The following is a 22,157-nucleotide window of genomic DNA, read 5'->3' as shown; positions in this document are numbered from 1 at the left end:
CCTCTTTCTTTTTCATGAATCGCAAGAAAATTTTGTATACTTGTTATAAGATTAGCTTAATCAAGAGGGCAGTCATCCTCCATTCGCCACATGCCCGAATTTCAGACTCATTTTTTATACATCGTGTATAAGAGAGTTCAAAAGGAGGTCATGAGTCTATGGCGATTCTCGTCAAAGATGCACTTTCACTCGATATCATGAAGGGAACAAAGCTGCTCGCTGGAGAAAATGGACTGGATCGACTCATTGAGTGGGTGACCATCGTGGAAATCATCGAAGACACGTCAAGGCTTTCCGAAGGAGAATTGCTCGTCACAACTGGATTCGGACTTTCTGACAATCAAGAAAGATGCGAGCGGATTGAGGAATTGATTCAATCTCAAAGGCTGTCAGCCATCGCTATTTATAAAGGTGTGTACTTAAGCGACATTCCACCGTCACTCATTCAAGCGGCGAAAAATAGCGGCATTCCGCTCATCGAGATTCCGCCGCACATCAATTTCTCAGATATTACAAAAGCCGTCTTAGAACAAATCGTGAGTAGTCAGCTTCATCAGCTAAAATATTCATCCGCAATTCATCAAAGACTGACCCAATTAAATGTAAGGAATAAAAATGTGACGCAAATTACAGAGGAACTGGCACATCTCACTGCAGCGAACATTGTCGTTCTTGATGTCTTTTTACATCAAACAGCGGCTCATCTCATTAAAGATGAAGTGACGTACTCTCCTGCTTTTGGCTTTCTGACAGATCATGAACCCATTGAAACCATGCCTCTTCTCAAGCAGGCAGAGGAGAAAGGGCGGCTCGTCTATGACACGTGCGGATCGTTCGTCCTCGCCGCATGCCCGGTGATTGCGATGGGTGATATTTTTGGGTTTATTGTGTCTTTAAAGAAAAAGGATACGTGGCATCATCTCGACGCGATTGCCATCGAGCATGCCGGGGCCGTGTATGCGATTGAATGGTTGAAGCAAAAAGCCATTCAAGATACAGAAAACCAAATGCAGGGACATTTGTTAGATGATATGTTACAGCAGCAATATACAGAAGAAAGCTACGTGGTCGAACAAGCAACAAAACTGCAATATGATATGAGCGATGAACAGGTGGTGATCTACTTTCAATTCCAGCATCAGCACACACAGCTCGATCACCAAATGATGCAGCGTCTATCGCAATTACTCACCTCGATCTTTGAACGCAGACATATTCCCTTTTTACTAAAGACGAGACTCGATTCCATTTTTGTCCTTACACCAGCAGGAAAAAAAGCGTTTCAAGAAGCGGAGTGGTATCGCGCAGCAGAGGAGTGCCGGATCACTTGGTCTTATTTTTTCCCCGTGCATCCGATTGTCATTGGTATCGGAAGAGCCTATGACCAGATCAGTCTCTTCGCAAAAAGTGCGAAGGAAGCGCAGTATGCAGCAAGGCTTCTTCCGCTTTTGAAAACAGACGAAAGCATCATTCATTATCAAAAGCTCGGCTTATATGGCATGCTCCTTGAAATGAATGAAGCAGGTATGAATTTGCATGATTTTTACGTGGAACTGTTAAGCCCTTTGCTTTATACGAAAAAACAAGGAGCTGACCTGATCCATACACTCGAAGTGTATTTGGCACACAATGAAAATATTCAAAAATCTGCGGGAGAATTGTTTATTCACAGACATACGTTAAGCTACCGGCTGAAACAAATTGAAACGAGAACAGGCTGCAGCCTCAAATCAACAGATGATCGAATGAAGCTGCAGCTCAGTATCATGGCGTACCGCCTTTCTGGTTTGCTTGATCAGATGAGAACCATTTCATGATTCATTCGGCGTTTTGACCCATAGATTCATATCTTCAATTTTGTCGAAAATATAGCAGTTGTTTTGGAAGCGCCCAGTATACGTATAACCAAGCTGATAAAATACTTGATTCATTCCATAGGACAGTGCACGGGCAAGTGAATAAAAGACAAAGATATGCATCGACTGGAGTTCTTTTTCAAGTGCTAGAATTAAATGATGCATGAATCCTAGTTTTCTATATGAAGGAAGGGTCGCACAATCTGTTAATTCTGCATGACCATACGGCGCATTGATTTCAGCAGATGCTGCACTTACAATGTGTCCGTCATGTTCAACAACATAAAAAATTGTCCCTTCCTCCATTACCTTTTCAATATAATCTGACTCGTTCATTGGCGTAGGGTACGTTTCAAAGACCGTATCATAGAGCTTTGCCAGCTTGTGAATATCTTTCGGATCCGCTTTCCTCATCACATACTCATCCTGCCATGTGCCTTGGTCTTCTTTGATTTCTTTTGCTTGAATGGATGCGACGATCTCATCCTCCTCCAACCAATACGAACTGTTCATTCGATCCTCAGTGAGAAAAAGCGACATACCGTAAGCGTCACTTCCAAGGAAATAATGAGAAAACACCCCTTCAAGCCGAAAGCCTTTTTCTAAAAAAAGCGGCACATGCTCACGTCTTACTTTCACAATAACCTTAGAAGCCTTACAGTCTGAGGCTTCCTGAAGAACAGATTGAATGACATCCCGCACCCTGCCGCTATAATCATCTAAACGGATTCGCTCATTAAATGAATCAATACAGATGAGGGCAGAAAAACGCTCGTTTGCAAGTTTTTTCAATTGCACCATACACTCATTCCTCTCTCATAATTAGTTGATAAAGAATGTCCAAATTAGAAATGACGAAATAGCGATGCCAGAAAAAATTGAAATAATCATATAACAAATGGTTGAAGCTTTTTTCATTTTATTGCGCTTCATTGCAAACAGCATGATGCTATTTATGTTTATGAGAAATAAAATGTGCATGAATATAGCAAAGATTATAATAGCCTTAATTTCCATGTTGTCTCCTTCTGAATAGGTAATCCTATAACACTTCTCCATATTCGGGCTTTATCCCTTCTAATCATCAAAAGAACAAAAAACACCTTTCCATCTCAACAGATAGAAAGGTGTTTTGATTAAACGGATTTCCCCGCAGCTTTCAGCGCACGGGCGCCAATGTCACGGCGGTAAAATAAACCGGGCTGAATGATTTCTTCAACCGCTTCATACACTCTTGTTCTTGCCGCTTCAAATGTGTCGTCAAACGCCGTCACATTTGCTACACGTCCGCCATTTGTGACGAATTGGTCATTTTCTTTTTTTGTTCCTGCGTGGAAGGTCACGACATCAGACACCGTTGTTTGCAAAGCACCGATCGGCGTGCCTTTTGCGTAGTCCTCCGGGTATCCTTCTGAAGCAAGTACGACACTGACAGCGGCAGTGTCTTTCCACTGCAAGTCCACATCTTTTCCGTCCAGAATGTCGAGGAAGACTTGGACTAGATCTGATTCAAGACGAGGGAGAACCACCTGCGTTTCAGGGTCACCAAAGCGTGCGTTGAACTCAATGACTTTTGAGCCTTCTGGCGTCAGCATTAAGCCTGCATATAAAATGCCTGTAAACGGACGCTCTTCCTGCACCATTGCGCGAGCCGCCGGTTTCACAACATCTTCCACTGCTTTTTGGACAACTTCATCTGAAATTTGCGGAACTGGTGAATAAGCGCCCATTCCGCCGGTATTCGGTCCTTTGTCATCTTCAAATGCCCGTTTGTGATCTTGCGCGATCACCATTGGGTACACCTTTTCTCCATTAACAAAGGCCATCAGTGAAAATTCCTCGCCTGTTAAAAATTCCTCTATGACGACAGAAGCACTTGCATCGCCAAACTTTTCATCCTCTAAAAAGTCGTGCAAACAGTTGATCGCCTCATCAAGTGTCATCGCAACGGTCACGCCTTTTCCTGCTGCGAGACCATCTGCTTTAATGACAATCGGTGCACCCTTTTCTTCCACATATGCCTTCGCTTCTTCAAACGATGTAAAAGTGGCATAAGCGGCGGTCGGGATATCGTAGTTTTTCATTAAGTCTTTTGCAAATTCCTTTGAGCCTTCAATAACCGCGGCTTTTGCATTTGGTCCAAATACCTTTAGACCTGCCTCTTCAAATGCATCGACGACACCTGCAATTAAAGGAACCTCTGGACCGACAATCGTTAAGCCGATTTTATTGTCTTTTGCAAAACGAATTAATGCCTCATGATCCCCTTCGTCAATTGGGACAAGCTTCGCAGCATCTGTCATTCCATCATTGCCGGGTGCGACAAATACTTGGCTGACAAGTTCACTTTGGTTCACTTTCCATGCGATGGTATGCTCTCTTCCGCCTCTGCCGATAATTAATACGTTCACACTGTCATCCCCTTAATGTTTGAAATGTCTAACGCCAGTGAAGACCATGGCGATGCCGTATTCATCTGCTTTTTGGATTGATTCTTCATCACGAATGGAACCACCTGGCTGGATGATCGCTGTGACGCCTGCCTTTGCAGCAGCTTCCACTGTATCTCCCATCGGGAAGAACGCATCAGAGCCTAGTGCGCTTCCTTTCGCTTTTTCACCTGCTTGCTCAATCGCAATGTTTGCTGAGCCCACGCGGTTCATTTGACCAGCGCCGATCCCTGCTGTCATTTGATCTTTCGCGAGGACAATGGCATTTGATTTCACATGCTTAACGACTTTCCATGCAAGCTTTAAGTCTTTCCATTCGTCTTCTGTAGGTTCTCTTTTCGTAGGAATAGAGATTGTTGCTTCCTCTAAGCCATACGTATCAATGTCCTGCACAAGAAGTCCGCCATGAACACTTGTTAGCTGCTTTTCTTTTTTACCAAGATCCGCTTCTACATCTAATGTTAATAGACGAAGGTTCTTTTTCGCTGTTAACACGTCAAGTGCTTCTTGGGTAAACGATGGAGCGATGACAATTTCTAAGAAAATCGTATGGAGTACCTCAGCCGTTTGCTTGTCTACTTCACGGTTAAGCGCCACAATGCCGCCAAAAATCGAAGTTTCATCTGCTTTGAATGCACGGTCAAACGCTTCAGCAATCGTTTCTCCTGTACCAACACCGCATGGATTCATATGCTTTACAGCAACAGCCGCTGGCTCCGAGAATTCACGTACGATTTGAAGAGCTGCATCTGCATCTTTGATGTTGTTGTAAGAAAGTTCTTTTCCGTGTAATTGCGTTGCAGTAGCTAAAGATCCTTTGCTTGGAAGAGCATTTTCATAGAAAGTTGCCGCTTGGTGCGGGTTTTCTCCATAACGAAGGGATTGTTTTTTCTCAAACGTGACAGTGAACTGCTCTGGCTCTGTTTCGCCAACAAAGTTCGTTAAATAATCTGCAATGAGGGCATCGTAAGCAGCTGTATGACGGAATACCTTCGCCGCAAGCTCACGTTTTTTCTCAAGTGATACGCCGCCTTCTTTGATTTGCTGAACGACTGAATCATAATCACGAGGATCGACAATGACTGTGACGTCTTGGTGGTTTTTTGATGCCGCACGAAGCATTCCCGGTCCGCCAATATCAATGTTTTCAATCGCTTCTTCATACGTTACATCGTCTTTTGAGATTGTCTCTTTGAAAGGATAGAGATTCACGACAACAAGATCAATCGGCTGGATGCCATGCTTTTCAATCTGTGCCATATGTTCATCGTTTTCTCTCACTGCCAATAATCCACCATGAATGTTCGGGTGAAGCGTTTTGAGTCGTCCGTCCATGATTTCAGGGAATCCAGTGACTTCAGAAATCCCAATGACATCAATGCCATTCTCTTGAAGAAGCTTATGTGTACCTCCAGTTGAAATCACTTCAACGCCAAGTTCTGTTAATTCTTTCACAAAAGGTACAAGATTCGTTTTATCGGAAACACTGATTAATGCGCGTTTGATCGTCATGCCTTCGTCACCTCATTAAGATAATTCTAAAAGTGATTTGATCACTTTTGGATATAGTGTATGTTCTAGTTCATGCATTCTTTTTTCAATCGATTCAAGCTCTTCGCCTTGGTCAATATAGATCGCGGCTTGGTCAATAATCGGGCCTGTATCCATCCCTTCATCAACAAAGTGGACAGTGATGCCTGCCACTTTGACGCCTGCTTGATAGGCTTGTCCGATGGCATCAAGACCTGGGAAAGCTGGCAGCAAGGATGGGTGGATATTCACGATTTTCCCTTTGTATGCTTCAAGTAATGTCGGGCCGATCAGTCTCATGTACCCAGCAAGGAAAACCCACTCTACTTCATGAAGCCTCAGTTGTTCGATGATGGTTTGTTCAAAAGCGGCTTTATTCGGAAAAGCTTTCGGGGTAAAAGCAAAGGAGGGAATGCCCTCTTTCTCAGCACGCTCCAGCACCTTTGCACCCGGTTTATCACAAATCACAATGGCGGCTTCAGCCTGCCATCCTTCTTCTTTTAACGTATCTATAATGGCTTGAAAGTTCGTCCCGCTTCCAGAGGCGAAGATCGCAAACTTCTTCATGAGAGGCTTCCACCGCCGAATGTGACACCTTCTCCTTTTTGAACACGTCCGATGAGAAATGCTTTCTCTCCATCTTGTTCAAGCTCTCTAATCACATCCACAAGATCGTCCTCTTTTACAGCTAGGACAAAGCCAATACCCATATTAAACACGTTGAACATCTCTTCTGCCTTTAACTGACCTTTTTCTTGAATAAAGGAGAAAATGGGTGGTACTGGCCATGAGCCGTTATCAATCTCAACGCCAAGACCTTCAGGCAGCATACGTGGTAAATTCTCAATAAAACCGCCACCTGTCACATGTGCCATGCCGTCCACTTTGCCGGCTTTTACTTGTTTGAGAACAGGCTTCACATAAATTTTTGTTGGTTCAAGAAGCTCTTCACCGAGCGGTCTTTTAAAAGGTTCATACGTTTGATGCAAATCAAGACCAGCGTCTTCCAGCAAAACTTTACGAACGAGAGAATATCCATTGCTATGAATTCCGCTTGAGCTGAGTCCAATCAGCAAATGCCCCTCTTTGATGCTGTTTCCTGTCACGATTTCGTCTTTTTCAACGACACCTACTGAAAAACCAGCAATATCATATTCTTCTTCTGTGTAAAGACCTGGCATTTCGGCTGTCTCACCACCGACAAGTGCTGAACCAGACTGCTCACATCCGTCAGCCACACCTTTAACAATGGATTCAATTTTTACCGGATCTGCTTTTCCAACGGCTAAGTAATCTAAGAAAAAGAGCGGTTCTGCCCCTTGTGCAAGCACATCGTTGACACACATAGCCACGGCATCGACGCCGATCGTATCGTGTTTATCCATTAAAAAGGCAAGCTTTAATTTCGTTCCGACACCATCTGTTCCTGAAACAAGAACGGGCTTTTTGTATGGCAGCTCAGATAGATCGAACATACCGCCAAATCCACCTAGTGCACCCATAACTCCTGCTCGTTTTGTACGTTCAACGTGTGTTTTCATTCGTTTGACGGCTTCGTACCCTGCTTCGATGTCGACACCGGCGTTTTTATATGCTTCTGACATCCCATTCACTCCTTTTAGCTGCTGATTTCCATGTATTTTCGGCAGAATGAAAGAGCAGCATATCAACTCATCTTGACTGCTGCTCCTTTATTCGATTATTTCGTCAAGACCGTTTCCTTCACATGCGGAAGAACCGTATCTTCATATATTTCAGTTGGGTATTTTCCAGTAAAGCATGCTAAACACTGACCGCGCTGCGGATCATCATACTTCCTGCCAATCCCGTCCATTAAACCGTCTACAGATAAAAATGCAATGGAGTCTGCACCGATTTCCTGTCTAATCTCTTCCACTGAATGAGAAGAAGCAATCAGCTCTTCGTGTGTGGATGTATCAATTCCATAAAAACATGGATGTGCGATTGGCGGTGAACTAATGCGTACGTGGACTTCCGTCGCACCCGCTTCTCTGAGCATCGTGACAATTCTGCGGCTCGTTGTACCGCGTACGATGGAATCATCCACCATCACAACACGCTTTCCTTCGACTACACCGCGTACAGCAGACAGCTTCATCCGTACGCCCTGCTCGCGTAATGCTTGAGACGGCTGGATAAACGTCCGGCCGACATAACGGTTTTTAATCAAACCAAGCTCATACGGAATACCTGTTGCTTCGGCATATCCAATCGCTGCAGATATACTGGAATCTGGTACACCTGTCACAACATCTGCTTCGACATGCGCTTCTTCAGCAAGTTTTTTGCCAAGACTCTTTCTCGCACTATGCACATTGATACCGTTAATATTACTGTCAGGTCTTGAGAAATAAATGTATTCCATGCTGCACATGCTGCGGTTAATGTTCATCGAGAAGCGCTCAGATTTGAGGCCTTCATCATTAATGATCAGCATTTCGCCAGGCTCCACATCACGTAAATACGTGGCACCGACGACATCAAATGCACATGTTTCAGAAGCGACAACATAAGCATCCCCAAGCATACCAAGTGAAAGCGGACGTAAGCCGTTCGGATCAAGCGCCACGATCATTTCTGTCTCCGTCATGATTAAGAAAGCATAGGCTCCCTTAAGCATAGACAGTGCATTTTTGATCTGCTCTTTTAATTCCATATGCCCGCTGCGCTTAATTAAATGAGCGAGCACTTCGGTATCAGAAGAGGTCTGGAAAATACTCCCTTGGTTTTCTAACTGCTGCTTTAACTGTGTTGCATTCACTAAGTTTCCATTATGAGCAAGGGCAAGGCTGCCATTGTTTTGCGAACGGAAGAAGAGGGGCTGCACATTTTCAAAGCCGCCTCCGCCTGCTGTCGCATACCTAACGTGTCCAATCGCACCTTTTCCTTTCAAATCCTTTAGCTCACCGTTTTGAAAGACTTCCGTAATCAGTCCAAGGCCTTTGTGTGACGTCAGGTTCTCACCATCTGTTGCAATGATGCCCGCACCTTCTTGTCCTCGGTGCTGAAGGCTATGCAATCCGTAATATGTGATTTGTGGGGCTTCTTCGTGTCCCCAAACCCCAAAGACACCACACTCTTCATTTAAGCCTCTGATTTCAGCAAGCATGGGATCGCTCCTTTCCATGCACGTTCAAGCTCGTTGACCGCTGCATGAATCCATTGTTGTCCTTCTTGATTTTTGACAGTAAACACACCATCATTTGTCACCGTACCGACTTCTTTCGCATCTTTGACAGCCGCAGCAAACGCTTCGCGGTGCTCCGGTTTCACTGTGACAACAAAACGTGACTGTGTCTCACTGAATAATGAAGCTTCGCTGTCTAAATCGATTTGGATATCTGCGCCAAGCCCGTCAGTTCCAAATGTACTTTCAGCAAGTGCTACACCAAGTCCGCCTTCAGACACATCGTGTGCGGATTGAACGAGACCGTTTTGAATCGCAGCGAGCAGAGCTTCTTGACGCGCCAGCTCTACGTCCAAATCAATTTCTGGTGCTTTTCCGTAAATACGGCCTTCTGTCATCTTTTGAAGCTCACTGCCTGCAAATTCTTCCTTCGTCTCACCAATGACGAAAATCACATCGCCAGCTTGCTGGAACGATTGCGTCGTAATATGAGCAGTATCTTCAACCAAACCAACCATTCCAATGACTGGTGTTGGGTAAATCGCTGTTCCATTTGATTCGTTATATAAAGAGACGTTTCCACCGATAACTGGTGTGCTTAGCGTGCGGCATGCTTCGCTAATCCCGTCAGCAGACTTTTCAATTTGCCAGAAAATTTCTGGTTTCTCTGGGTTACCGAAGTTTAGGTTATCTGTCACTGCAAGTGGACGAGCGCCTGAGCAGACAATGTTACGTGCTGCTTCTGCGACGGCGATTTTCCCGCCGACCTCTGGATCAAGGTAAAGATAACGTGCGTTACAATCTGTTGTCATCGCTAGGGCTTTTTTCGTTCCACGGATTCTTAAAACGCCCGCATCAGAGCCCGGTGCAACGACGGTATTTGTCCGAACCATGTAGTCATACTGATCATAGACCCATTCTTTACTCGCAATCGTTGGCTGCTGAAGGAGCTGCTTTAATGTCTGTGCAGCATCTGTAATCGCTGGAGCTTCCACTTTCGTTTCTAAAAACTCACGATAGTATGCAGGCTCACTTGACGGCTTGTGATAAACCGGTGCTTCTTCTGCAAGAGCGTCAACAGGAAGCTCACATACCACTTCACCTTGATGAAGTAAACGAAGCATTTTATCGTCTGTTACATGACCGACTGATACTGCTTCAAGATCGTATTTTTCGAAAATATCAATGATTTCTTGCTCACGGCCTTTTTCAATGACTAGAAGCATTCTCTCTTGTGATTCAGATAGCATCATTTCGTATGCAGACATACCTGTTTCACGCTGCGGAATGAGGTCTAGATTCATCTCAATACCTGAACCTGCTTTACTCGCCATTTCCGCACTTGAGCTTGTTAAGCCAGCCGCTCCCATATCTTGAATCCCAACGAGCGCATCGTTTTTGATGACTTCAAGGCACGCTTCAAGCAAAAGTTTTTCCATAAATGGATCGCCGACTTGAACTGCTGAACGTTTTTCTTCTGATTCATCAGAAAATTCTTCAGATGCAAATGTTGCACCGTGGATACCGTCACGTCCCGTTTTAGCACCAACGTACATGACCGTGTTGCCGACACCTTTTGCCTGCCCTTTTTTGATGTCCTCATGGTTGATTAATCCAACACACATCGCATTCACGAGCGGATTGCCTTCATAGCTTTGATCAAAATGAACTTCTCCGCCGACTGTAGGAATTCCGATACAGTTTCCATAGCCTGCGATCCCTGCCACTACTTCTTCAAACAAGTACTTCACGCGCGGTGAAGTCAGTTCACCAAAACGAAGAGAGTTTAGTACAGCAATTGGACGCGCACCCATGGAGAATACATCACGGATAATTCCGCCGACACCAGTAGCTGCTCCTTGATACGGTTCAATCGCAGATGGATGGTTATGTGATTCGATTTTAAATACAACCGCTTGGTTGTCTCCAATATCAACGATTCCAGCGCCTTCCCCAGGACCTTGAAGAACATGCTCTCCTTTTGTCGGGAATTTGCTTAAAACAGGCTTTGAGTTTTTATAACTGCAATGCTCTGACCACATGACAGAAAAAATACCTGTCTCTGTGTAGTTTGGCAGCCTGCCAATAATGGATTCGATTAAAGCGAATTCTTCATCACTCAATCCCATTTGCTGATACAATTTCTCTTCTTTAATTTGCTTGTGACTTGGTTCAAGCAGTAGTGACATGAGTGTCCCTCCAATTTTTCACGATAGATTGAAACAATTTAAGTCCGTCTGCGCTGCCTAGTAATGAATCCACCGCGCGCTCAGGGTGCGGCATCATGCCGAGTACATTGCCCTCTTCATTCGTAATACCTGCAATTCGATTGACACTACCGTTAATATCGTCTCCGTAAGTGAAAGCGATTTGGTTATTTTCAATAAGCTTTGCTAAAGTGTCTTCATCACAGTAGAAGTTGCCTTCACCGTGCGCTACAGGAACCGAAATGGATTCGCCTTTTTGATAGCCGCTTGTAAATTGCGTTTCGTTGTTCTCTACAATGAGTTCAACTGGACGACAGATAAATTTTAAGTCTTTATTTCGTCTCATTGCACCTGGAAGAATGCCAAGCTCCTGAAGAATTTGGAACCCGTTACAAACACCAAGAACAGGTTTTCCTTCCGCAGCTGCTTTTTTCACCGCCGGCATGATGTTTGAAAAGCGAGCAATCGCACCGCATCTTAAGTAATCCCCATAAGAGAAACCGCCTGGTACGAGTACACCGTCAAAACCATCAAGACTCGTTTCGTCGTGCCATACATATTCAACTTGTTCACCTAACTCATCTTGAATCGCATGGTACATATCGATATCACAGTTAGAGCCAGGCAAGACGATCACTGCAAACTTCACTGTGCGACAACCTCCTCCACCTCATAGCGGTAATCTTCAATCACCGTGTTGGCCAGTAATTTTTCACACATTTCTTTGACGACTGTGTCTAAATCACGATCTGATTTTTCAATGACAAGCTCCATGTATTTCCCGATACGGACATCCTTTACTTCCTGATAAGACATGCTGTGCAAGGCGTGCTGCACGGCACTTCCTTGTGGATCAAGAACGCTCTCTTTTAAGCTGACAAAAATTTTCACTTTATACATGTTTATGGCCTCCAAGTCTTTTGAAAATTTCTTCGTATGCATTTGTTAAGCCGCCCAGGTTTCGTCTGAACACGTCTTTATCAAGCTTTTCGTTTGTCTCTTTGTCCCAAAGCCTACACGTATCAGGTGAAATCTCATCAGCTAGCAAAATACGATTCTCGTGATCTATTCCGAATTCAAGCTTGAAATCAATTAAATTCACATGGCAGTCTGAGAAGATTTGCTTTAACTCTTCATTTACTTGTCTTGTAATCTGTTTCATTTCCTCGACCTGCTCTGGCGTCGCTGCATCTAAAATGCGAATATGATCTTCTGTAATGAGCGGATCGCCGAGTGCATCATCTTTGTAGTAAAACTCGATCAATGGTGTATCCAGCTTTGTTCCCTCTGGAATGCCTAGGCGCTTTGACATACTGCCTGCTACCACATTTCGCACAACCACTTCAAGCGGTACGATCTGCACCTTTTGAATGAGCTGTTCTGTTTCAGAAAGGCGTTTCACAAAGTGATTGTTGATCCCTTTCTCATGCAGCATTTGAAAGATTAAGCTTGAAATTTCGTTATTCAGTCTGCCCTTGCCTTCGATTTCAGCTTTCTTTTCGCCGTTAAATGCTGTCGCTGAGTCTTTATATTCGACATATAAAATATGCTCGTCATCGGTCTGATAGATTTTTTTCGCTTTGCCTTCGTAGAGAAGTTCTTGTTTCACAGTCATTCAGGTTGGCCTCCTAATTTGAATGTTGGCAATTTTCAGGATTGGTCACCTGGCGAGCAGGTGACCCTTTTCTTACGCAAGACCTAGACGTTCGAAAATCATATCGACATTTTTCAAGTGATAATTGTAATCGAAGCAGTCAGCGATTTGTTCAGGTGTTAAGCGTGATGTGATTTTTTCCTCCGCTTCTACTAATGAACGGAATGGCACTTGCTTCTCCCACGCTTCCATTGCTTTTGGCTGAACCGTATCATATGCCTCTTCACGTGCCATGCCTGTATCGATTAATGCAAGAAGAACGCGCTGTGAGTAAATCAAGCCAAGTGTGCGGTCCATGTTGCGTTTCATGTTCTCAGGGAAGACCGTCAAGTTTTTCACAATGTTTGAGAAACGGTTTAGCATGTAGTTCAGTGCAATCGTTGCATCTGGTAAAATGATGCGTTCAGCAGACGAATGTGAAATATCACGCTCATGCCAAAGTGGTACATTTTCATAAGCTGTCAGCATATATCCACGGATCACACGGGCAATTCCCGTCATATTTTCAGAGCCGATTGGATTCCGTTTATGCGGCATTGCTGATGATCCTTTTTGTCCTTTTGCAAAGAACTCTTCTACTTCACGTGTTTCACTCTTTTGAAGACCACGAATTTCAACAGCAAATTTCTCAATGCTTGTTGCGACGAGTGCAAGAGTTGCCATGTAGTCTGCATGACGATCACGCTGCAAGGTTTGGGTGGAGATTGGTGCAGCTTTGATGCCAAGCTTCTCACATACATATTGCTCAACAAACGGGTCGATGTTCGCATATGTGCCAACAGCCCCAGAAATTTTGCCAAATTCGATGCCGGCTTTTGCTTGTTTAAAACGTTCTAGGTTACGCTTCATTTCTTCGTACCAAAGACCAAGCTTCAGACCAAATGTTGTCGGTTCAGCGTGTACACCATGTGTACGTCCCATCATGACCGTGTATTTATGCTCTTTCGCTTTTTCTTTTAGGATGTCAACAAATCTCTCAATGTCCTTGAGCAAGATATCGTTCGCCTGTTTTAATAGATATGAAAGCGCCGTATCCACTACGTCTGTAGATGTTAACCCGTAATGAACCCACTTTCTTTCTTCTCCTAGAGATTCAGATACAGCACGCGTAAAGGCAACCACGTCATGGCGCGTGTCTTGTTCAATCTCTAGAATACGATCAATATCAAAGCTTGCATTCTTACGCATAGTCACAACGTCTTCTTTCGGAATGACACCAAGCTCTGCCCAAGCTTCACAAGCGAGAATTTCTACTTCAAGCCATGCATTAAATTTGTTTTCCTCTGTCCAGATTGCTGACATTTCTGGTCGTGCGTAACGTTCGATCATTTCCCGTTTCCTCCATCTCTTTCAGTCCATATCTTTGTGATGTTTGTCATCCATTCATCATCGAGCTGTTTCATAAAGGTCATATGCCCCATTTTGCGGCCTTCTTTTACTTCATGCTTTCCATATAGATAAAGCTTCGCTTCTTTGAGAAGCTCGGGATGCTCTATTGGGATGTCTACTTCATCGCCTAATAAGTTCACCATCATACCCTCTGATAAAAGGGCTGTGCCGCCAAGCGGTAAACCGCATATTGCGCGAACGTGCTGTTCAAACTGACTCGTCTCACATAAATCGAGCGTATAATGACCAGAATTATGCGGGCGAGGCGCCAGTTCATTGACGAGCAGTTCTCCATCGTTTGTCAGGAACAGTTCTACAGCAAGTGTGCCCACTAGCCCCAGCTTCTCAGCCAGTGTCGTTGCCAGCACTTTTGCCTTCTCCTGAATGCTTTCATCTACTCTTGCAGGCACAATGCTCTGGAACAAAATGTTGTGCTTATGAATGTTCTCAGCGACTGGGAATACCGCGATCTCCCCATGAATAGAACGAGTGACGATCACCGAAAGCTCCATTTGAAATGGAACCCAGCTTTCTAAAATACAAGTTCCATGTGTGAGCAGTGCAGCTGCTTCCTGAAGCTGTCCTTTTTCTTTGATGACGTACTGTCCTTTTCCATCGTAGCCGCCTCTGCAAGTTTTCAGCACGGCTGGCAAACCGAGCACGTCCACTGCGTCTTCCAGCTCTTTTTCATCATGAATGATGCGGTAAGGCGCGACTTCACAGCCTGCGTCTACAATCCCTTTTTTCTCTGTTTCTCGATTTTGAGTTAAAAGAAGAAGTTCACTTCCTTGCGGTAAATTGGCTTCTTCCTTCAATTGATTGAGTGCATCGTAATCAATATTTTCAAATTCATAGGTCACGACATCGCTGATTTCTGCGAGCTGCCTGATTCCATCCAGGTCACTATATGCCGCTGTGATTTCTGTATCAGCAACCTGTCCACAAGGAGATTGTGTGACCGGGTCTAAGACAGCTGCCCGGTACCCCATTTGCTTTGCGCTGACGGCCATGTATCTACCAAGCTGGCCTCCGCCGATAATACCGATGGTTGCGTTTGGAAAAATGGTCTGCTTAGCCAAGCTGATCACTGCTTTCTAGTACAGTCTGTTTTGTTTGCTCTCTTCTTTTCTCAAGGCGAGCAGCGATTGTTTCATCAAATGCTGAAATCATTTGTGCGGCTAGAAGACCTGCATTTGTTGCACCGGCTTTACCAATCGCTACTGTCGCAACGGGTACACCGCCTGGCATTTGAACGATGGATAATAAGGAATCTAGTCCATTTAGTGCTTTTGATTGTACGGGCACACCAATGACCGGCAGTGTCGTTTTTGCTGCGACCATCCCCGGTAAATGTGCTGCGCCTCCAGCACCGGCAATGATGACTTTTAGTCCTTTACCTCTTGCTTCTGTCGCATATTCAAACATCAAGTCAGGTGTCCGGTGTGCGGATACGACCTGTTTTTCATACGGAATGTCTAATTCCTCTAAGATATCGCACGCATTTTTCATTGTTTCCCAATCAGATGTACTTCCCATGATGACACCTACAAGCGGCTTCATTTTGTCCCCACCTTTAAGCTGATATTCGATTTTGTATCGTTTGACACGCTTCCCAAACCTAAGTAGCTTGTCAAACGCCGAACAAAAAGGCCCGATTTGCATTGCATTGTTAGGAAGCAACACAAACCGGGCCATGGTAAGCGCTGTTCGCTTTTGAATTGCCATGTCAGTTTTGTTCACTATCCTGCATAGTCCAGTCATTTACGGTAACTGGGTAGAAACTTATGGGCCATATTCCCAAGATTATATGAGGTTCGTGTTTTGATTTCATGTTTATCTTAACAACGGATGTTCATGATGTCAACGGATTTATCGAACAATCTATGAAGTCGTCGTTTTAATGTTCGGATTTAGACTATTTTTCCTTCAAATACGATTTTTTTCCCAATCGGAATGATCTGAATCGACCCATTTTCCTTCTTTTCCTGAAAAATGGGCTCCTCCATTCGTCGGACAGGCGAGTAGCCTTCCGCTGCCATCTGGGACAACACTTGATCGATCGTCATGTTGTCTTCCACATAGAATTTCTTCTTCTTTGGTTTTGCGGTCATTCTTTAATTCTCCTTTTCTTCACAGCCTTCACCCAGAAGCCGCCGTGAATCGATTTGGGCTCATATGAAATGATAAATGCCTTTGAATCCAGCGTTTTAATCGTTTCATATAATTGCAGTTCATATTTTCTCGGTGTTAAAATTTGCAATGCTGTCCGGTCTCCTTCAAGACCGCCTGCTACCCAGCTAGTGACACCATATCCTTTTTCTCTCAATTGTCTTGGGAGATCGACATCTAATTCTTTTGTGATCACGTTAACAGTTGTGTAGCCAAGAGCCAGCTTCTCTTCAATTTTCATCCCGACAATGATCCCCATCCCATAACCTAGCGCATAAGCAATAACATTTTGGATTTGATCTAAGTTATCAAGTACGATACTTAATCCAATCACATAAATCAGCATCTCAATCGTACCAGCAAAAGCTGCTGCGTACCGTCTGCCTTTCATTGTTAAAATCAAACGCATGGTGGAAAAAGAGACATAGACAATATTAATCACTAAAATGATCAAAACCATGGTGAACGCATTGGATAAAAGTTGTTGAAGCACGATTCGAACCCCCTGCACTAAAAAATCAAATAAAGCACCCCATATTCTACTAGAGAACATACCTTGATACAATCAAATTTGCGCAAGAAAAACACATATATCTTTCGACAAGAACGGTGGTCTTTATTACCAAGAGTTTACCCGTTTTTTCCTCTTCTCAACATGAAAACCTCCTTTTTCAAAAAAGGAGGTTTTCAGTGTGTGTATCATCCAAATCGAACGGGCACAAGTGAAGGAATCAAATACTCTCCGACAATGGCCCAGAGCAGTGCAATGATGACAAGCTCCACCAATAAAAAGACCCAGCCGGTATACATTAAATCACCACGTGCCGTTTTATGATCCGATTGAATCGAGCGAAACAATACGACCGCAATCAACTGGAGACCAAAGAACATCATCACAGATAAAATGACCGTCACATATGGAATATTCAGCATGGCGAATACAAGCCAAAGGATCGATAAAACCAAAACCGGAACAAGTGCGGCACCAAACTTCATGATCACTTCTTTCAGTGATATGTTTCCTTTTAGCATGTACTTTCCGAGTAACCAGACGGTGAGCATCATCAGTGTGAGCAGAATGAGTGTAAAGATCGCTACCCTCAAAAAGGCGTCACCAAAAGAGTAATGAATGCCAAAGCCTAATAAACGAGTCTTTGACGCCTTTAATTGAACATAGTTGCCTAAAGCAAAAAACACGCTGAATAACACAATCGAGATCCAAGCATACTTCATCCGTAATGTTTCCGCTTGATTGATGGCCTGGCTCGGTGATTTTAACATCGCAAGTCCATATGAGCTATAGCGCTTAAACGCGCCTCCTACACCTTGCAGCATACGTTGAATGGTAGAACGCTCATCATCCGATGCCGCTTTTGCTTTCGACGTTCTTCCACGTTTTGCGGCGCTTCTGCTAAGGCGGGATTGCCTCGTTTCTTGATCTATTGATGGCTCTTCAATTTTTAAGTCTGATGTACTTTGCTCTTCATCTTTTTCTAACATCTCATATCAACTCCTATCCAGCACAATCCTGACAGGTTCATACGAATGACCTATCCGGATGACTCCTCTTAAAGTAGCGGAGTCTCTCTGTTCCGTCAAGATTCCTTGACGTTCATACGAATAGACGGATAAAGGATAGCAGAGGTTTTAAATTGGCAAGAAAATAAGGCAAAACAAAAAAACAGCAGCTTCAATGAGCTGCTGTTTCAGCGTGTAGACAAGCCCTCGCATTCTTTGTCAGTCCTGCGCGCTGGTGCTCATGAATGTCAAATTCGCTCCGCGTCAGTGCTCGTCCTTCCTAGACTGCAAAGGTTTTCTATCACGCTGAAAAAAAGAAGACAAAGGGTTAAAATAAAGATCGTTTTAACCCTTTGTCAACAATTAATGATTTAAGAAAGCAAAGTAGAGAATAAAGATCACAAACAATCCATACATAATCGGATGTATTTCTTTGGCTTTCCCTTTAAAGATCATCGTAATCGGGTAGAAAATAAAGCCAACCGCAATCCCTGTTGCAATACTGTATGTGAGTGGCATCATAATCATCGTTAAGAACGCTGGTACAGCAATTTCAAAACGATCCCATGCAATCTTCGCAAGCGGAGCGACCATCAGTGCCCCCACAATGATTAAAGCAGGTGCTGTCACATTCTTTGTAACGATGGATAAAAGCGGCGAGAAGAACATCGCAAGCAAGAAGAAAATACCTGTCACGACAGATGCAAATCCAGAACGTGCACCTGCTGCAACACCTGAGCTAGATTCAACATAAGATGTTGTCGTCGATGTTCCAAGAATAGAACCTACAACAATTGAAGATGAATCCGCTAGAAGTGCTCTTCCTGCACGCGGCAGCTCATTATTTTTCATTAGACCAGCTTGGGTTGCAACAGCCACAAGCGTTCCTGCTGTATCAAAGAACCCAACGAATAAGAACGTCAAAATCACGACAAGCATTTGGATTGAGAAAATGTCTGGCAAATGAATCAAGGCTTGACCGAAGGTTGGAGACAAGCTTGGAATACTTCCCACAATTTGCGTCGGTACTGGGACAAGACCAACAATCATTCCTGCAATAGCTGTCACAAGCATCCCAATGAAGACACCTGCATTCACTCGCAGAACCATTAAAATAACAGTCACCACGATACCAAACACCGTTAATAAGACAGGACCACTATGAATGTTTCCAATCGAAACGAGCGTATTATCATTATTAGCGATAATACCAGATCCTTGTAGACCGACAAACGTAATGAATAGACCAATACCCGCACCAACCGCTAGCTTTAGCTCAGCCGGAATAGCATTGATGATTTTTTCACGGAAACCTGTTAAAGAAAGGGCAACGAAAATCAATCCTGATACAAACACACCAGAAAGTGCTGCTTCCCATGTAATGCCCATGCCAAGAACAACCGAGAAGGCGAAAAAGGCATTTAAGCCCATACCTGGAGCAATCGCAATCGGATACCTAGCAATTAGCCCCATCAGAATACACCCTGCGGCAGAGGCTAGCGCCGTCGCTGTAAAGACAGCGCCTTGATCAATTCGTAATTTATCTGGAAAATCCGGTACCGACACTAAAGCAAGTGTGATCGGATTGACAAACAAAATGTAAGCCATCGCCAAAAATGTGGTTAAACCACCGATGATTTCTCTGCGGTAATTCGTTCCTAATTCATCAAACTGAAAAAACTGTTTCAAGCCAACTGACTCCCTTCATGTCCTTTTGCTTTAGTCTGCCCCATTCACAAGTCAAATAAAAAACGCCCCAACACTTTTGGGACGCTTGACTACATATGTGAATTCAGACCGTGACATAAAACAAGAACAATGCATGATTTATATCAAACGAGTGTGAATTGACGTAGTCAAGCTATTTACGGTAGCTTGGTAGAAACTTGCGGGCCATATCCCCGCTATTATACGACTTCTATCTATTTGATTTCTGTGTCTATTGTACCAACTTCATTTTTAAAACACAATACGAAAAGCGAACATTTTTCAAAGAAACGTCCGCTTCATTCGTCTTATTACACGAATTTGGAAAATCACATCTAGTTCTTTATACACCCTTCTCCAAATCCTTCTCTTTTGCAAAAACCGCTTCGGCTACATGGAAAAACTCTTTCACTGCTGGAGAAGCTTGGGAGAGAGACGGACAGGCAAGCGCAACCTCGCGGTGATGAGAGACATTCAACTGTCGAATGTGCACAAGCTGCTGCGTTTTTAAAAACAGCTCAGGACCTATCGTGACACCAAGTCCTTCCCCAACCATACGAGCAATAGTCGTACAATCGTGTACTTCAAATAAAGTAGCTGGCTTCAATTGAGCCTCAGCAAAAATATCCTCTACATGTGATTGATACATGCCAGTCGGCATAATAAATGGTTCATCCGCCAAATCTGTGATATCTACAATGGACTGCTGGTGAAAGCGATGATTTGGATGATAGGCGACCACCATCTCATCTTTGATCAGCGGCAGCAAGTCAAAAGCTTCATCTGCATAGCCTTTCACAACAAAACCAACATCAATGATGCCAGAGTCCAGCCACTCCAATATTTCTTCATACGTTCCCTCATAGAATTTAAATTCGATTTTCGGATGTTTTTTCTGATAGCTCACAAGCAGCTTAGGCAATAAACAAGCTGATGCACTGGCAAATGTTCCGATTCGAATCAAGCCCGTTTCGATATTTTTCGTTAACGCAATTTCTTGCTGGATTTTCTCCAATCTATTTAACACTTCTCTAATATGCGGGAGAAGCGTTTGACCAATGTCCGTTAGCATAATGCCCTTTTTTCGATCACGAATGAATAAAGACACATCCCACTCCGTTTCTAAACTCGCCACCGCATGACTGACCGCGGACTGCGTCATATTTAATGCTTCAGCTGCTGCGGTAAAACTGCCAAGCTCGACCACTTTTGCAACAATATCAAAGCGAACAAAGCTCATGAGTATTCACTCATCTCCTTCATGAAAAACATCAATTTTACTTATGTTAGCACGGAATTTAAACTAAAGACAACGTATCAAACTGAAGGAAGGGTTCAAAATGAAAAATACATCACATCAGCTATTGATTATTCTTTTAGCTGTCGGTTCATTCGTCACAGGCACGTCAGAATTCGTTGTGTCAGGCATTCTAGATATGATTTCCGTTGATTTAAACATCTCCATTCCTGCTGCCGGGCAGCTTATTACCGTTTACTCTCTCTTTTATGCAGTAGGTGCCCTCTTTTTAGTGATGGCAACATCGAAATTGAACCGAAAAAAGGTCCTGTTATCGGCGATTTTTATGTTTATTTTAGGCAATGTGGTCGCCTTTTTTAGCCATCACTTTATGCTGCTCCTGCTATCCCGAGTCATCATGGCGATGAGTGGCGGCTTATATATTGTCGTCGCCACGAATTATGCAGCACAGATCGCCCCTCCAGAAAAAAAGGGCAGTGCGATGGCAACGGTCATTACTGGATTTACCGTTTCACTCGTACTTGGTGTCCCGATTGGCACATTTTTATCAGGTCATGTGGATTGGCACTATATTTTTCTCATTATTGCACTAGGTACTGCTTGTCTTTTATTCCTGCTTTATCAATTACTGCCACGCATGGAGGGACATTCACATCTGCCATTGAAGCAGCAATTACATCTCCTTCAAGATAGCAGAGTGATCAGCGGATTAGCCACAACCGTCTTTTGGATCTTAGGCTACACAATGGTATTCGCCTATATCTCGCCTTTATTACGACAGACCGCTGGCTTCTCTCTTGAAATGACAAGTATCGCCTTACTCATTTTAGGAATCGCTGCTTTTATAGGTTCACGATTTGGCGGCTTCGCCGTTGATCAATGGGGACCAAACCGAACCATCTCGATCAGCATCATGATCCAGATGTTCACTCTATTCACCCTATTTTTTACACAATTTTCTACAATTAGCGTCTTGATCACACTAGCCATATGGGGCATCGCAACATGGACGACAACGCCAGCGAAGCAGTTTTATCTCATTTCTCTAAAACCTCAAGCATCAGAAACCGTGCTGAGTTTTAATACAGCGATTATGAATATCGGCATGATGCTCGGATCATCAATGGGCGGCGTGATTATTCAGTATACAAATGTAACGAATTTAAGTTGGATTGGCGGGATAGCTAGTTTTGCGGCGCTGATGTTGATTCGGTATTCGTTCAATCGTCATCGACTGGTGGAACAACAGACAAAAAGCGAACATGTATAAT

The 22,157-nt window shown here is 43.8% G+C and carries 20 protein-coding genes and 2 riboswitches; of the genes, 2 read left to right on the top strand and 18 right to left on the bottom strand.

Annotated elements, in window-relative coordinates; all coding sequences use genetic code 11:
* The first annotated feature begins 158 nt into the window (after nucleotides 1-158).
* Complete coding sequence (locus tag GPS65_RS12370) at nucleotides 159-1,817, top strand: PucR family transcriptional regulator (protein ID WP_119124507.1); 1,659 nt, start codon at nucleotides 159-161, stop codon at nucleotides 1,815-1,817.
* Here GPS65_RS12370 and ablB read toward each other — a convergent pair.
* The 18 genes from ablB to GPS65_RS12280 all read right to left on the bottom strand — a co-directional run bounded on the left by ablB (nucleotide 1,812) and on the right by GPS65_RS12280 (nucleotide 20,868).
* On the bottom strand, nucleotides 1,812-2,657 hold the full coding sequence (gene ablB / locus GPS65_RS12365; protein WP_012009151.1) for a putative beta-lysine N-acetyltransferase: 846 nt from the start codon (nucleotides 2,655-2,657) through the stop codon (nucleotides 1,812-1,814). The two genes, GPS65_RS12370 and ablB, sit on opposite strands and share 6 nt — an antisense overlap.
* Before the next feature lie 335 nt (nucleotides 2,658-2,992).
* Nucleotides 2,993-4,267: a phosphoribosylamine--glycine ligase gene (gene purD / locus GPS65_RS12360; protein ID WP_119124506.1), complete on the bottom strand. Its 1,275-nt coding sequence runs from the start codon at nucleotides 4,265-4,267 to the stop codon at nucleotides 2,993-2,995.
* Nucleotides 4,268-4,279: 12 nt separating this feature from the next.
* Nucleotides 4,280-5,818 (bottom strand): bifunctional phosphoribosylaminoimidazolecarboxamide formyltransferase/IMP cyclohydrolase, encoded by a 1,539-nt coding sequence (gene purH, locus GPS65_RS12355; protein WP_119124505.1) that lies wholly within the window; start codon nucleotides 5,816-5,818, stop codon nucleotides 4,280-4,282.
* A 15-nt stretch (nucleotides 5,819-5,833) separates the two neighbouring features.
* Nucleotides 5,834-6,403, bottom strand: coding sequence for a phosphoribosylglycinamide formyltransferase (gene purN, locus GPS65_RS12350; RefSeq protein WP_119124504.1), 570 nt, complete (start codon nucleotides 6,401-6,403; stop codon nucleotides 5,834-5,836).
* The gene (gene purM, locus GPS65_RS12345) at nucleotides 6,400-7,440 is read right to left on the bottom strand and encodes a phosphoribosylformylglycinamidine cyclo-ligase (RefSeq protein ID WP_012009145.1); all 1,041 of its coding nucleotides are present in this window, start codon (nucleotides 7,438-7,440) and stop codon (nucleotides 6,400-6,402) included. The genes purN and purM overlap by 4 nt, the downstream gene beginning before the upstream one ends.
* Before the next feature lie 95 nt (nucleotides 7,441-7,535).
* Nucleotides 7,536-8,966 (bottom strand): amidophosphoribosyltransferase, encoded by a 1,431-nt coding sequence (purF, locus tag GPS65_RS12340; RefSeq protein WP_012009144.1) that lies wholly within the window; start codon nucleotides 8,964-8,966, stop codon nucleotides 7,536-7,538.
* Nucleotides 8,942-11,173, bottom strand: coding sequence for a phosphoribosylformylglycinamidine synthase subunit PurL (gene purL / locus GPS65_RS12335; RefSeq protein ID WP_119124503.1), 2,232 nt, complete (start codon nucleotides 11,171-11,173; stop codon nucleotides 8,942-8,944). The genes purF and purL overlap by 25 nt, the downstream gene beginning before the upstream one ends.
* Entirely contained in the window at nucleotides 11,157-11,840 is a 684-nt protein-coding gene (purQ, locus tag GPS65_RS12330; RefSeq protein WP_012009142.1) for a phosphoribosylformylglycinamidine synthase subunit PurQ, read from the bottom strand. Before purQ ends, purL begins: the two co-directional genes overlap by 17 nt.
* The gene (gene purS / locus GPS65_RS12325) at nucleotides 11,837-12,091 is read right to left on the bottom strand and encodes a phosphoribosylformylglycinamidine synthase subunit PurS (RefSeq protein WP_003214349.1); all 255 of its coding nucleotides are present in this window, start codon (nucleotides 12,089-12,091) and stop codon (nucleotides 11,837-11,839) included. The genes purQ and purS overlap by 4 nt, the downstream gene beginning before the upstream one ends.
* Nucleotides 12,084-12,806: a phosphoribosylaminoimidazolesuccinocarboxamide synthase gene (purC, locus tag GPS65_RS12320; protein WP_012009141.1), complete on the bottom strand. Its 723-nt coding sequence runs from the start codon at nucleotides 12,804-12,806 to the stop codon at nucleotides 12,084-12,086. Before purC ends, purS begins: the two co-directional genes overlap by 8 nt.
* A 72-nt stretch (nucleotides 12,807-12,878) precedes the next feature.
* Entirely contained in the window at nucleotides 12,879-14,174 is a 1,296-nt protein-coding gene (gene purB / locus GPS65_RS12315) for an adenylosuccinate lyase (protein WP_012009140.1), read from the bottom strand.
* Nucleotides 14,171-15,313 carry a 5-(carboxyamino)imidazole ribonucleotide synthase gene (gene purK, locus GPS65_RS12310; RefSeq protein WP_119124502.1) on the bottom strand — a complete coding sequence of 381 codons (1,143 nt, stop codon included), beginning with the start codon at nucleotides 15,311-15,313 and terminating at the stop codon, nucleotides 14,171-14,173. The genes purB and purK overlap by 4 nt, the downstream gene beginning before the upstream one ends.
* Nucleotides 15,306-15,794 carry a 5-(carboxyamino)imidazole ribonucleotide mutase gene (gene purE, locus GPS65_RS12305; protein WP_012009138.1) on the bottom strand — a complete coding sequence of 163 codons (489 nt, stop codon included), beginning with the start codon at nucleotides 15,792-15,794 and terminating at the stop codon, nucleotides 15,306-15,308. Before purE ends, purK begins: the two co-directional genes overlap by 8 nt.
* A gap of 169 nt (nucleotides 15,795-15,963) precedes the next feature.
* Nucleotides 15,964-16,065, bottom strand: a riboswitch (purine riboswitch).
* Between the two features lie 79 nt (nucleotides 16,066-16,144).
* Nucleotides 16,145-16,345: an NETI motif-containing protein gene (locus GPS65_RS12300; RefSeq protein WP_012009137.1), complete on the bottom strand. Its 201-nt coding sequence runs from the start codon at nucleotides 16,343-16,345 to the stop codon at nucleotides 16,145-16,147.
* Nucleotides 16,342-16,896 (bottom strand): DUF2179 domain-containing protein, encoded by a 555-nt coding sequence (locus GPS65_RS12295; protein ID WP_024424505.1) that lies wholly within the window; start codon nucleotides 16,894-16,896, stop codon nucleotides 16,342-16,344. The genes GPS65_RS12300 and GPS65_RS12295 overlap by 4 nt, the downstream gene beginning before the upstream one ends.
* 206 nt (nucleotides 16,897-17,102) lie before the next feature.
* Nucleotides 17,103-17,903 (bottom strand): DUF6574 domain-containing protein, encoded by an 801-nt coding sequence (locus tag GPS65_RS12290; protein ID WP_012009135.1) that lies wholly within the window; start codon nucleotides 17,901-17,903, stop codon nucleotides 17,103-17,105.
* Between the two features lie 381 nt (nucleotides 17,904-18,284).
* A complete protein-coding gene (locus GPS65_RS12285; RefSeq protein ID WP_003214014.1) occupies nucleotides 18,285-19,610 on the bottom strand; it encodes an NCS2 family permease in 1,326 nt (441 codons plus the stop codon).
* A gap of 144 nt (nucleotides 19,611-19,754) precedes the next feature.
* A riboswitch (purine riboswitch) is annotated at nucleotides 19,755-19,856 on the bottom strand.
* Nucleotides 19,857-19,971: 115 nt separating this feature from the next.
* Nucleotides 19,972-20,868: a LysR family transcriptional regulator gene (locus GPS65_RS12280; protein WP_012009134.1), complete on the bottom strand. Its 897-nt coding sequence runs from the start codon at nucleotides 20,866-20,868 to the stop codon at nucleotides 19,972-19,974.
* 100 nt (nucleotides 20,869-20,968) lie between these two features.
* Here GPS65_RS12280 and GPS65_RS12275 point away from each other — a divergent pair, with 100 nt between their 5' ends.
* Nucleotides 20,969-22,156, top strand: coding sequence for an MFS transporter (locus GPS65_RS12275; protein WP_012009133.1), 1,188 nt, complete (start codon nucleotides 20,969-20,971; stop codon nucleotides 22,154-22,156).
* The last annotated feature ends 1 nt before the right edge of the window (nucleotide 22,157 follow it).

Source organism: Bacillus pumilus (assembly GCF_009937765.1).
In the GTDB taxonomy this organism is placed as follows: domain Bacteria; phylum Bacillota; class Bacilli; order Bacillales; family Bacillaceae; genus Bacillus; species Bacillus pumilus_O.
Note: the sequence above shows the minus strand (reverse complement) of the source record. Positions and strands in the feature narration are given on the sequence as shown.